The sequence below is a fragment of the Olleya sp. Hel_I_94 genome, assembly GCF_007827365.1.
In the GTDB taxonomy this organism is placed as follows: Bacteria; Bacteroidota; Bacteroidia; order Flavobacteriales; family Flavobacteriaceae; genus Olleya.
In genome coordinates this window covers 1,510,937-1,524,594 of record NZ_VISI01000002.1, presented here as the reverse complement: position 1 = coordinate 1,524,594, position 13,658 = coordinate 1,510,937, and the positions used below count along the sequence as shown (strand labels likewise).

12 protein-coding genes are annotated in these 13,658 nt (G+C 29.5%); all 12 read right to left on the bottom strand.

All coding sequences use genetic code 11. From position 1 onward, the window contains the following. Positions 1-75 precede the first annotated feature (75 nt). Entirely contained in the window at positions 76-1,599 is a 1,524-nt protein-coding gene (locus JM82_RS10090; protein ID WP_145003098.1) for a hypothetical protein, read from the bottom strand. Between the two features lie 502 nt (positions 1,600-2,101). After that, the gene (locus JM82_RS10085; protein WP_145003095.1) at positions 2,102-2,653 is read right to left on the bottom strand and encodes a hypothetical protein; all 552 of its coding nucleotides are present in this window, start codon (positions 2,651-2,653) and stop codon (positions 2,102-2,104) included. Between the two features lie 531 nt (positions 2,654-3,184). Further along, positions 3,185-3,568, bottom strand: a complete 384-nt coding sequence (locus tag JM82_RS10080; protein WP_145003092.1) for a hypothetical protein — start codon at positions 3,566-3,568, stop codon at positions 3,185-3,187. 519 nt (positions 3,569-4,087) lie between these two features. Then, entirely contained in the window at positions 4,088-4,987 is a 900-nt protein-coding gene (locus tag JM82_RS10075; RefSeq protein ID WP_145003089.1) for a DUF1963 domain-containing protein, read from the bottom strand. Positions 4,988-5,525: 538 nt separating this feature from the next. Then, a complete protein-coding gene (locus tag JM82_RS10070; RefSeq protein ID WP_145003086.1) occupies positions 5,526-6,293 on the bottom strand; it encodes a hypothetical protein in 768 nt (255 codons plus the stop codon). A 561-nt stretch (positions 6,294-6,854) separates the two neighbouring features. After that, positions 6,855-8,423, bottom strand: coding sequence for a hypothetical protein (locus JM82_RS10065; RefSeq protein WP_145003083.1), 1,569 nt, complete (start codon positions 8,421-8,423; stop codon positions 6,855-6,857). A gap of 163 nt (positions 8,424-8,586) precedes the next feature. Next, entirely contained in the window at positions 8,587-9,237 is a 651-nt protein-coding gene (locus JM82_RS10060; RefSeq protein ID WP_145003080.1) for a hypothetical protein, read from the bottom strand. A 143-nt stretch (positions 9,238-9,380) separates the two neighbouring features. Next, positions 9,381-9,899, bottom strand: coding sequence for a hypothetical protein (locus JM82_RS10055; RefSeq protein WP_145003076.1), 519 nt, complete (start codon positions 9,897-9,899; stop codon positions 9,381-9,383). Positions 9,900-9,902: 3 nt separating this feature from the next. Beyond that, positions 9,903-10,604 (bottom strand): ImmA/IrrE family metallo-endopeptidase, encoded by a 702-nt coding sequence (locus JM82_RS10050; RefSeq protein WP_100945829.1) that lies wholly within the window; start codon positions 10,602-10,604, stop codon positions 9,903-9,905. After that, positions 10,594-10,935 carry a helix-turn-helix domain-containing protein gene (locus tag JM82_RS10045; RefSeq protein ID WP_100945828.1) on the bottom strand — a complete coding sequence of 114 codons (342 nt, stop codon included), beginning with the start codon at positions 10,933-10,935 and terminating at the stop codon, positions 10,594-10,596. The genes JM82_RS10050 and JM82_RS10045 overlap by 11 nt, the downstream gene beginning before the upstream one ends. A 253-nt stretch (positions 10,936-11,188) precedes the next feature. Continuing rightward, complete coding sequence (locus tag JM82_RS16395) at positions 11,189-11,365, bottom strand: hypothetical protein (protein ID WP_186439207.1); 177 nt, start codon at positions 11,363-11,365, stop codon at positions 11,189-11,191. Positions 11,366-12,418: 1,053 nt separating this feature from the next. After that, positions 12,419-13,300, bottom strand: a complete 882-nt coding sequence (locus JM82_RS10040) for a hypothetical protein (RefSeq protein WP_145003073.1) — start codon at positions 13,298-13,300, stop codon at positions 12,419-12,421. Positions 13,301-13,658: the final 358 nt, after the last annotated feature.

Below are 13,658 nucleotides of genomic sequence, written 5' to 3'. Positions count from 1 at the left end.
GACGTTACAAACACGCAACGACCTTTGATTAAGCACTAAACCGCAATTATTTTTATACGGTGTTGCCAGTAGTTTTTATTTTTTATACATTCTTAATTCCAATTTACGTTTATTATATTTTAGTCCTATTGTAAGATTGTCTATTATCCATTTCTGTTCAACACTACTTTTTTCAGATATAGAACTAGTAGGTTTTCCGATTTTGTTTTGAAGATAATTTGAAATCCAATCAAACTTTGATTCATATAAGGTTTCTATTTTTGATTCCTCAGATGTTGAGTTAATTATATCTTCAAAATTATTGTTTTTATTTTTTTCCCACTCAAATTCAATTAGTTCTATTGTTTTATCTTTTCTGGAATAGTAATACATAGTTACTAGGCTTAATTCAGAGCTTTCAATTTTTCTGTAAATTCTAGGTGTTTCAACATCTTTACCATCCAGTAAGAAGTGTGATATTTTATGACTTTGAGTAAGGTCAGTAGCATTTAAATTCTGTTCGATTTTATCTATTTTGTCAAGATGTAAGTTATTAAAATTTGAGTAGTAAAAATCAAAAGTATTTTCAAACCATTCTGTGAGTTCAACTTTTCCAAAAACAGGTTCCCTATAAGTATTTTTGAAATTTATTACATTAAAACTTTTACCGTTAATTTCGATAATTCCATAATTATTTTCGCTGTCTGTTTGAAATTGAACTGTTTGGTAATCATTGTTTTGAATTGGATTTCTTGAGTCGTAATACCATTTAAATGGACGAATTTTAGATTTAAAAGTATAAATTGGAATAAGACTATCATTTTTTACTACTCCGATATTTGTGGAAATACTGTCTTTATATAAATGATACAGTTTATTGTTGGCAGCGAATGAAGTCGCTAAAGAGAATTTAGGGTTAAAATAATCATCATTTTTATATTCATATATAATTTCTGCACCATTGATAGAATTACTACCTTCTCTGTGGTATCTTTCATCAATAACTGCTTTTTTATAATCGTAAGGTTCTTTGCTTTTATCTAATTTTTTCGGGTCTATAATTTTTAAAATGGATTTACCTGATGTTAGATAATACGCATTGTTCAATTTATTTACAATTGGTGTTGTTGCACCAACTTCATATTGTTTATTAGTTACTTTATCTTTAAACCAAGTTACTCCTCCCCATTCTCCAAAATCTAGAGAATAAACTGAATAATTATTATCCTCGTAATACAAGTCAATACCTTTTTTAGTTTTTACCCAACTATTTTTATTTTGGTCAAGATAGAAAGTGTTATGGTCATAATATTCAGTAGTAAATATAGTATCATTTTTTATGTATAAATCGTAGTAAAAGGTCTGAAGTACTTTAGGTACATCAATTCTTTTATCGATTTTTCCGTTTCTATCGAGGATATAAAATTGATGTTTTGAGCCTGAACTAAATTTGTCATTGTCAGTTTCAAAATAACAATAGTAATTCCCATCATATTTAATCCAAGGTCCAGGTTTTCCAGGAATATTTATTTCAATATTTTCATAATTCACATCGATTTCTTGTGTTTGACAAGAAACTGTTGTAAAAATCAATATTAATATTTGGAATACGGTTTTCATAAATTACTGGCAACGTTGTTGGATATGGAAAGTTGTGTTTACGAGCAATGAAATTCCGAAGGAATTTCAGCAGTGAGTAAATAAACAACTTCCATTATCTAGACACTAAAGTAAACAATTTTTTATATGCTGTGTTGCCTACAGTTTTTAATTTTTATTTTTTTATTGGGAAACAAGCTAATTCGGTTTGCGTCGTTGTTGCGTTTGAGTGAATATCGGAAGATCGTAATTTTTACATTATCTGGCTAAAATTCTGAATTGGTAAACTGTGTACTTTATGTTAGCTAAAGACTTATAAAGGTAGCTTAAAATCAGTGGTTTTTATATTCGGTTTTACACGTTTTGAATTGAGCTCTGCAATTGTAGGCAACGTGTTTGTGTAAGGATAGTTGTGTGTTTCAGCAACTAACTTACTAAAAATGAACCGAACCATTGGAAATTCCGCAGGAATTTCCAAGTAGGCAAGTCACAAGCAATTATTTTTACACGGTGTTGTATGCAGTTATTTTATCAGACGAAATGATTCCATAAACGTATCTACATTTTTGTCATTCTGTCCCATATATGTAACTGTATAAACTCGATTCCCTTTTCTAAACAACTTTCCTTGAATGTGTCCTTCAATTCCTTTGTCGATTGCATTCTGTTTGAGATTCAGAACAAAGTATTGTCCATTCATTCCGTGTTGTTCAGTCGATTCTTGAAATTCCAATTTAAACGCTTCAGCCATTTTATTCGAGAAGTTAGTTACTCCTTGCGAATAAATTTGTTCGTCAGTCATTGACTTAATCATATGTTCGGGATAGTCGTTGTATTCTATCGAAAATATTTTATTTGGCCCCAAAGTCGAACGAAATAAATGGATTTGAAACTTATCAAGTCCAATCTGATTGTCAATCGCAGAATAACTCGGTTCGGTTGGAAAGTCAGCTATAAAATTCCCAGGTTGAGAAGCAAATTCTCCACCTTTTGTTTTATAAATCATTTTATCCAATTCATTCCCGCACGATAGGAAAGTCAGAATTGTTAAAATCAGAAGTAGATTTTTTGTCATTGTGTTCGTTTTTTTTAATTGCATACAACGTTGTTGGATATGGAAAGTTGTGTTTACGAGCAATGAAATTCCGAAGGAATTTCAGCAGTAAGTAAATAAACAACTTCCATAATTTAGACACTAAAGTAAACAATTTTTTATATGCTGTGTTGCCTACAGTTTTTAATTTTTATTTTTTTATTGGGAAACAAGCTAATTCGGTTTGCGTCGTTGTTGCGTCTGAGTGAATATCGGAAGATCGTAATTTTTACATTATCTGGCTAAAATTCTGAATTGGTTAACTGTGTGCTTAATGTTAGCTAAAGACTTATAAAGGTAGCTTAAAATCAGTGGTTTTTATATTCGGTATTACACGTTTTGAATTGAGCTCTGCAATTGTAGGCAACGTGTTTGTGTATGGTTAGTTGCGTGTTTAAGCAACTAATTTAGTAAACAAAAACGAACGCGAGAAAATTTCGCAGGAATTTTCGCAAGTAGGCTAGAACCAAGCAATTAATTATACACGGTGTTACCTGCTGGCTTTTATTTCAGTTATAATTTTCCTCTTTCTTTTTTTGTCAAATTTTTAACCCAATATGTGATTATAACATCATATCCACCAGATATTTTTCGTTCGTTTTCATTCAGTTTGACAATCCAAGTAGCAATTTTATTTCCGTTTTTATTCCACTCTTTTATTTTGTCAAAATATTCCGACTTCGTTCCTAATTGTTGAGCACTATTTCCAGTTATAAAAATCACTTTCTTGTTCGTAAAATCAAAATTTTTTCGCTGTTCGTCATTCATATATTCAGTTAGAAATTCAGATTCCGTTTGAGTGAGTTTCGGATTGTTGTCGATTCCACATTCAGATAGGTTTTGTCCAAATATATTTATGGAAATCAGCAGTAAAATTATAGTTCCAATTTTTTTCATAAGTTCGATTTTCAGCTTGCAGGTAACGTTGTTGGATATGGAAAGTTGTGTTTACAAGCAATGAAATTCCGAAGGAATTTCAGCAGTGAGTAAATAGACAACTTCCATTATCTAGACACTAAAGTAAACAATTTTTTATATGCTGTGTTGCCTACAGTTTTTAATTTTTATTTTTTTATTAGGAAACAAGCTAATTCGGTTTACGTCGTTGTTGCGTCTGAGTGAATATCGGAAGATCGTATTTTTTTTTGCATTATCAGGCTAAAATTCTGAATTGGTAAACTGTGTACTTTTTTTTAGCTAAAGACTTATAAAGGTAGCTTAAAATCAGTGGTTTTTATATTCGGTATTACACGTTTTGAATTGAGCTCTGCAATTGTAGGCAACGTGTTTGTATATGGTTTGTTGCGTAGTTTAGCACGTAATTTAGCAAATAATAACCGAATAGAAAATCCGCGAGGATTTTCGTAAGTAGGCTAGAACTAGCAATAAATTATATACGGTGTTGTACGCAGTATTTTATGTCATTTGAAACGACATTTTAATATCGTTAAAGTTTTTATTTTCTAAATCTATTTTTGATAGTCCAAAATAATAAGTTCCACTTCCACCAAATTTTGTCAAATCAGAATTTGAATCATAACAGTCTAATTGTAAAAGCAATTCAAATGTTTTTGATAATTCTAATATATCATTCCATCTCTTTTTATATTCCGAACCATCAACTCCATAAAGTCCTAATTCTTTTGAAGCAAAATCATAAACAACGCTCGATTGAATTGACCTGTCGTATCCAAGAATCTGATGCATATTATCTGAATCTTGATATAATTCCTCTGTTATAAACTCCTTTGTTGGTTGATAAAAATAGAAGTATAAATCATCGTACTTTTTATTGAGTTCAAAAAATTTGTAATTCTGGTCATCTGGAATTGTATAGAATTCAAAATATTCGATTAAAGCTGTTTTGAAAGATTGATTTTCTTCAAGGTCTTCTGGGAATTCCGTTCTGATAAGATTTTCAGATTCGCTGTAGATAAATTTAAATTCTTGATTTACTCCATTAAATTCTTTCCATTTGTCATCAAGACTTAAAAAGATGTAAAAGAAACCTTTATTGGGCAAAATATTTTCTTTGTCAAATCTCTTCAGTTCAGACAAATTATATTGAGCACAAAATAACATTGGAATATTATTCGCTCTTGGCCATTCAAAGTCTTTTGGCAAATCAGGTTTTCCACCAATTTTAGATTTTCCAACTTTTAAGTTTTTGTCATCACTCGCTTTTGTTTTAATTCCAACAGTTGGTCTAATCATTTTGATTAGTTTTTCCTTGTCCGCTTTTTCAATTTCGATTTCTTCCGAATTCCGAATGAATGACTTTATTTTCTCTAAATTATTCTTTTTAAAACTAAACATTTATTTCAGCGTAATGTTTTTGGGATATTGCGTACAACGTTGTTGGATATGGAAAGTTGTGTTTACAAGCAATGAAATTCCGAAGGAATTTCAGCAGTAAGTAAATAAACAACTTCCATTATCTAGACACTAAAGTAAACAATTTTTTATATGCTGTGTTGCCTACAGTTTTTAATTTTTACTTTTTATTGAGAAACAAGCTAATTCGGTTTACGTCGTTGTTGCGTCTGAGTGAATATCGGAAGATCGTATTTTTTACATTATCAGGCTAAAATTCTTAATTGGTTAACTGTCTACTTTACGTTAGCTAAAGACTAATAAAGTTAGCTTAAAATCAGTGGTTTTTATATTCGGTATTACACGTTTTGAATAGAGCGTTGCAATTGTAGGCAACGTGATTGTGTATGGTTAGTTGCGTGATTTAAGCAACTAAGTTAGCAAATAAATCACAGATAGAATATTCCGCAGGAATGTTCGTAAGTAGACTTAAAACAAGCAATTAGTTATACATGTTGTTGTGTGCAGTTTTTTATTTAAATTACTTATTGTAAGGTGCAATAGCTGTAATCCAACCATTAATTTCTATTTTAATATCAGATAAGTGTTCTCCTGTATTAATATCGAATCTTCTAAAATGATTATTACTCACAACTACAAAATTATTATCTCTAATAGATAAAGTATAAAGATTTGGAATATCAGTTTCAAGAATAAATTCATCCTGTCCTGATGCTTCGTTTACTTTTATAATTGGATCTATTGAACCATTGTAAACATAATATTTAATCGAGTTGCATATGGCAATATCGTTAATAGTAGTGTTTTCAACAGATGTCGAACTAACAAAAGTTCCTGTTTTTGTAATTTCTATAATTTGTCCATAAGTTGAATAGTAAATATGATTATTAGAAACAGAAATTCCTTCGGTTCTTATATTGTCTATTGTTGATATTACTTCTCCATTATCTGGATTCAGTTCGTAAATTGGGTTGTGAGTTAAGATTCCGTTTGTTGTATTGATTGAGCTTGCACCTCCTAACCATAATGAGCTTCCATCAAAATCTAAAGCATGAGGTGAACCATTTGAATCCGGTAATGGTAAAATGTTTTCGATAGTAGAATTGGTTTCATTGTACAGATAAATTCCCGGATTTCCATATGATGGATGCACAAGTATCCACCATTTTATATCGTTATTTTCAGAAGCAGAATTGTCCTTTAGCGTAAAATCCACAGGTTCATCATTACAAGAAAAAAATGTGACTAAAAAAAATGTCAGTAATAGAATAGATTTAGATGTTTTCATGAATTGGTTTTAGTATTTCAATCAACAATTATACCAATAGGCACAGAAATTGGTCAAATTGCATACAACGTTGTTGGATATGGAAAGTTGTGATTTGCGCGCAATGAAATTCCGAAGGAATTTCAGCAGTAAGTAAATAAACAACTTCCATAATTAAGACACTAAAGTAAACATTTTTTTATATGCTGTGTTGCCTACAGTTTTTAATTTTTACTTTTTTGAACAACAAGCTAATTCGGTTTGCGTCGTTGTTGCGTCTGAGTGAATATCGGAAGATCGTATTTTTTTACATTAACAGGCTAAAATTCTGAATTGGTAAACTGTGTACTTTACGTTAGCTAAAGACTTATAAAGGTAGCTTAAAATCAGTGGTTTTTATATTCGGTATTACACGTTTTGAATAGAGCGTTGCAATTGTAGGCAACGTTGTTGTATATGGTTTGTTGCGTGTTTCAAGCAACTAATTTAGTAAATAATTACGGACAAAGAAAGTCCGCGAGGACTTTCGTAAGTAGGCGAGAAGCCAGCAATAAATTATATACGGTGTTAGCAACAGGGCTTTTATTCATCTAATTTAAATTGTTTCTCTAATGTGTTTAATGTAAAAATCGACTTTATAAAAATATCATTAGCAACCTCAATATAATTAGAATCGTTTAACTTAAAATATTCAAGTGCCTTTTTGCATTTTTTATCTGATTTACTGAATGTATGAGCCATCAAACCTGAACGAAGACTTTGTAAGTTCCGTAAAAATTCGAACATTTTTGGTATTTCGATTTCGTTACTCTGTAAATATTTTTCAAGCTTAGAGATTCCTTTATCACCAGCTTCTAATGTAATTCCTTTTTGTATGTTTTTTTCATTAAGTCTATCAATTGTTAGTTTCACAATTGACAATATTTGCTCACAAAACGCTTTTACATTGTTTGTTGTTGGAATGTGTAATGCTGTAAAAAGGTGTTTGTCTTGCTCAGATAAAGGCTTATAAAATTCCCAACCAAATTTATCATTCCACTTCTTATTGAATTCTTTATATTTAAATTTAAAATATAAATCTGTAGTTTCTGGATGTTCTGCCCAATTTCCCTCAATCATTGTTTTGTGATAGGTAGAACTCATTCCAAATTCATCTTGAGGTGATATATTATATTGCCTCCAATGTAATTGTTCTTTAAAAGGTAAATAACCTAATTCAACAAGGAAAACAGGTACATATTCTTCTATGTTATTGTCAATTTTTAAAGAAAAAAAGTTTGACCTAATTTTAAATGAATCTACATTATATTTATTGGGTTCATTATAATATTTATTGAGGACTTCTTTTTTGAAATAAGTTAATTTAAAATAATTATTGTTTGTCTTTTTACAACTTTCAAGTAGTTCATTTCCTTCTTCATCGTAACCTACAATAAAGCTTGCATAATTTTCATTAAAATCTTTATGGTATTTTTTATCTGAATTAGGTTCAATAAATACCTTTCCCAATAAAGCACTTTGAATACGATTATTAATTGGTCTAATTAATTTATGATAGATATGTTGATGCTCATTAATTATTTCATCAGTAAAATTAATACCCCAATTATCTTGAACTGATTTCACGTACCTGTCAAAACTAAAACTTACAATGAAATACATTTCTCTCATAGTAATATATTCCTTTAAATATTTGAGCTTGACTCTAATTAGTTTTGGTTCAAATATTATTACTTCATCAAGGTCTCCAAGTTCATCTACATAGTAAAATTTTCTATTTTCTTTATTTTCACCTTTTTCATATAGATTGAAGTAAAGAACGAATTCCTCTGTAATATCAAAATAACTTTGTGGTCCATCAGAAAGATTGAAATTTCGCTGAACTAAAAAAGGTTCAATTCCTTTTTCAGCATTAGTCGTATAGGTGTTGTCTCCCCAAATACTAGGTTTTCCCTCACTTCCAATATGTAAATACCAGCTATGATTTTCAGAGTCTTCTTTTCTTTTTTGTCTGTCGATTAAACAACAATAAATAAGTGATGATTCTTCATTCTTAGAATTACTTTGGTAAATTGTAATCCAACCATTTTTAGTAAACTTAGAACTAATATCTTTCAATTTATCTTCAAAAAGAAGTGTTTCTTTATTCATTGAATTTTTTAATTATGAAGTTTTTTTGCCTTGTTGCTAACGGTTTTGTGTATGGTTAGTTGCGTGGTTTAGCAACTAATTTAGTAAACAAAAACGAACGCGAGAAAATTCCGAAGGAATTTTCCAAGTAGGCAACGACCAAAGCAATTAATTATACACGGTGTTACCTACCGTTTTTTTTTAGTAATTCTAAAATTCGTTTATGTACTCTATCGTCTATAGGTTCATCTTCATTTTTATTGTTTTCTTCGTCAACAATTTTAACAAAATGAGGTTTAAATATTTTAATGTCTTCTTTCGTATTTATTCCATAATAATTTAACATCTTCACTACAATTCTATCATGTTTAGCCTTAATATTTCTCTTTTGTCTTTTAAGGTCATTAATCAATTCATCGAATAGGATTTTTAAAGATTCCATTATTTTTTCAACCATTTTATTGAAACCGTTTTCCAAATTTGCATTTAAGTCGGTTGAAGGACTTTCACAATATTTGAGTAAAGGTTTATCAATTCCACTAATGAACTGCGGTAAATCTTCAAATCTTTGACAATCGTAATTGTGTGCAAATTGATTCCTAATGCTAATTATATGCAATAAACTTGAATATTCTTCTTTTGTTATTTTTTTGCAATCATACAGCAAATCAATTTTTGATTTTAAACTAAGAGAAGAAGATTTATTACTTAAAGTTTTCGTTTCTTGATTTAATGCTAAACCAATAATGTTTTTTATGAGAAAAGAAGTAATGCTTTCAATTTTTAGAGTCTTTTCAATTGCTAATTGTCGATATTTAAAGTCTTGTTTTTTCAAATGGTAGGTAACGGTTACGTATATGAAATGTTGCGTGTTTGTATGCGAGGATTTTCCGAAGGAAAATCAGATGCAAGGAAACAAAGCAACTCACATTGGTTAAGCACAAAATAGCAATTTTTTATATACAATGTTGGGCAATGTTAACTTTTAAATTTAGTTAAATATTCTTGCATAGATTTACAAGGTAATTTACTCCCTTTCTTAAGTACTTTTGAAATAAAATCATCACATTCTATAGTGTTCATTTTTCCATTTAAAAAAGCAATATAAATGAAATCCATTGTTGTTAAATACTGTATTTTATGTTGTGTACAATAAGCTTTAATATCTTTTAAATTACTGCTCGCAAGGACATCATTATTAAATCGACAATACGCCATGCAAGCACTTTCTCCTGGTCCATATGTTTTTTTTAGTCTAGCAAATTCTCTAAATACATTCATATCTGTTTTAATGGATAATTCTTCTAGTTGTTTGAATGTAATCATATTTTCAATTTGTGTTCGAGTACGACCTTTAAAGACTTCGTCAAATACTTCTTTAAAGATGTATAATTTATTCTCTAAAACACTACATAAAAGACCTAATTGATCTCCTTTGATAAAGTGAATTATAATATCAGCATCAATGATTATTTTCTTTTTTTTATCAATAGTCATAAGTTAATCATTAAATAAATCTATACCAATAGAATTTAAAAGGGTTAAATAATGACTTTCTGATATTTTTTCATTTTCAAAAAGATATCTGCTTTTTGAACCAAAATCTCCAATTACTAGGTTTTCATTTCCTTGTTCATAAAGTTTAGTAGAATAACCGTTTTGTTTTGCTTTTAATTTAATATCCTGTCTATATTCCTCAAATTTAGAATCTGTAATAACATTTAATTCTTTTAAACGAAATAATAAAGCAGTTCTTGAACATTTGAAATAATGTTCTGTCTTTAGGATAGTTTTTAAGTTTATCTTATTTTTTTTTAATTCTTCATCAGGAATGAAATTTAAAATAGCATCATCTGGCATTAATAAGTAAGAAGCGAAAATATCAGCTAAATATTCATTAGTTCTTTTGTCGAATTTTCCTGAAATAGAATTATGTGGGGTGAAATTTGGATCAAAGTATAAGTGATATAATTCATGACAAATAGAGAAGTTTTGTCTACCTATTGAATGATTAGAATTTATAAGCATAAAGTTTTTGTCTTTAGATTTAATAGCCATTCCGGAAAAATCTTGAGACAAAGGTTTGAATATAGTAATTACATTTAGTTTAATGAGAAAGCTTTCTAAATCAATTGGTTCTAAATTACTATATCCATTTTGATTTCTAAACTCCGTAGCTTTTTTTCGTGTTTTATAAATCATTAATTAATGTATCGATTTTGATGTAATTTAAAACTATTTTTTTAAAATCGGCAATTGCTTTTATGTCAGAATCTGTGCCATTACTTCTGAAAGCAAATGAAAGATTAGCTTTCTTAATATCTATATTTTCTTCTAATAGCTCTTCTAGTTCTATACCGAAAAGACTGCATAGTTTTTCCATGTTTTCATATGGAACATCTCTTTTTCCAAGTTCATAATTAGAAATTTGTTCTCTAGAGATTGATAGGTAATTCGCTAAATGGTCTTGGTTATATCCTAAAGCTTTTCTATACTCTTTGATATTAGTCCCGATTATTTCAGTAGTGTCCATTTTAATATTAGTTTTATGTTACAAAATAACGATAAATTTAATTACTGACAAAATATGTAACAACAATTTAACTCTTGAAAACGGAATTTAGTAGTTTTCTATAATATTGCCCAACGTTGTTGTATATGGTTTGTTGCGTGTTTTAAGCACCTAATTTAGCAAATAAAAACCGAATAGAAAATCCGCGAGGATTTTCGTAAGTAGGCTAGAACTAGCAATAAATTATATACGGTGTTGTGCATAGTATTTTTATTTAATATCCAATTCCGCTGAATTTCATTATAATTGTGTCATTTTTTATTTCGCATTCGACTTTTCTGTCCAATGAACCTCCATTCGTATAATATCCTCCACCTCTATATTCTTTTTGTCCATTTTCACGTTTAAAACTTAATCCGTAAGCTCCATCTCCTTTTTGATTTTTTGTCATATCGAGAAATTTCTCAACGGTTTCGTTCGGTTCAATTTTTTCAAATTCCAATTTTGTGTTTTTGTCAGATAAGAAAACTACATTCCGAATAGATTTGTCGGAAGAGTTTTTGATTTCCGCTGTAATTCCGTTTTTTCCATAATTACAGGAAATCATCGTCAGAATTAATATTATAAATGTTAGTCTTTTCATATTATGCACAACGTTGTTGGATATGGAAAGTTGTGATTTGCGCGCAATGAAATTCCGAAGGAATTTCAGCAGTAAGTAAATAAACAACTTCCATAATTTAGACACTAAAGTAAACAATTTTTTATATGCGGTGTTGCCTACAGTTTTTAATTTTTACTTTTATTGAGAAACTAGCTAATTCGGTTTGCGTCGTTGTTGCGTCTGAGTGAATATCGGAAGATCGTATTCTTTACATTATCAGGCTAAAATTCTGAATTGGTAACCTGTATACTGTATGTTAGCTAAAGACTATTTAATTAAGCTTAAAATCAGTGGTTTTTATATTCGGTATTACACGTTTTGAATAGAGCGTTGCAATTGTAGGCAACGTTGTTGGATATGGAAAGTTGTGATTTGCGCGCAATGAAATTCCGAAGGAATTTCAGCAGTAAGTAAATAAACAACTTCCATTATCTAGACACTAAAGTAAACAATTTTTTATATGCTGTGTTGCCTACAGTTTTTAATTTTTACTTTTTTATTGGTCAACAAGCTAATTCGGTTTACGTCGTTGTTACGTCAGAGTGAATATCGGAAGATCGTATTTTTTTACATTAACAGGCTAAAATTCTGAATTGGTTAACTGTGTGCTTAATGTTAGCTAAAGACTTATAAAGGTAGCTTAAAATCAGTGGTTTTTATATTCGGTATTACACGTTTTGAATAGAGCGTTGCAATTGTAGGCAACGTGTTTGTGTATGGTTAGTTGCGTGGTTAAGCAACTAATTTAGTAAACTTTTACGAACCCGTGAATATTCCGCAGGAATATTCGCAAGTAGGGAAGAACCTAGCAATTAATTATACACGGTGTTGGCAATAGTTTTATTCCTCAAGTTTTTTTATTCGGCTTTCAATTGAATTCAATTTTTTCATATCAGGAAATAAATTAGTTACTTTTTCGGGTTGGTTTAAAGCAGGATGTATTTCTGCACCTTTTTCTATTAGGTTTGATAACATTTTAACTGATAATTTTAATCTTTCAATTTGCTCATTATTATCACCATCAAAACTTTCATTATATAGAGATTGAGCTTCAGCTTCTATCATTAAATCAAGTGCTTGTTTTTGTTTTTCTTGAATTTCTTTTAAACTGTCATTTTTAATTTTTAATGATTTCACGTGTTGCTCAATCAATTGACCTTCTTTGATTTTTTTATAAATTACAGCAGCAGACCAAGTTAAACTACCAATTAATGTAACAGCTGCTGTTGAACCTAAGTAAACATCTAACCAGATTGAACCATTTTCTACACTATCAATTCTTACTTGTCCGTTTATTTCGTCATTTACAATAGCTTGATTTAATATTTTATGAAAATCTGAACTGAATTTTGAAAGGTCTTCAAAATCTGTGACTTCTGGAAGCTTTATACTTATACTGTTTTCATTTACTTCACCACCAATTTCTTTAAAACTTGTATTTAGTGAACCAACAAGTCTAATTAAATTATCCAACTTAGTTTTTAGTTGACGAGCCTCACTTGTGTTTAATGAAATATTGTCTTTGTTAGTAGTAAATATAGCACTTGAACGAAATTCTTTAACTTCGTCTGTTAATAAGCCAGTTGTTTCCAACTTATTCATTGCCTTACGTAGACCAACTAATTGTTTAAAAAGTGTTACATTATTTGGGTTTTCTTTGTATTCAAAAGTCAGTTCTTGAACAAGTTCAGAAAAAATATTCTTTAGTTCCTTAATTTTCATCGTTATGTTTTAATTGTTGCCAACGTTGTTGGATATGGAAAGTTGTGATTTGCGTGCAATGAAATTCCGTAGGAATTTCAGCAGTAAGTAAATAAACAACTTCCATAATTTAGACACTAAAGTAAACAATTTTTTATATGCTGTGTTGCCTACAGTTTTTAATTTTTACTTTTTTATTGGGAAACAAGCTAATTCGGTTTGCGTCGTTGTTGCGTCTGAGTGAATATCGGAAGATCGTATTTTTTACATTATCAGGCTAAAATTCTGAATTGGTAACCTGTATACTTTACGTTAGCTAAAGACTATTTAAGTAAGCTTAAAATCAGTGGTTTTTATATTCGGTATGACACGTTTTGAA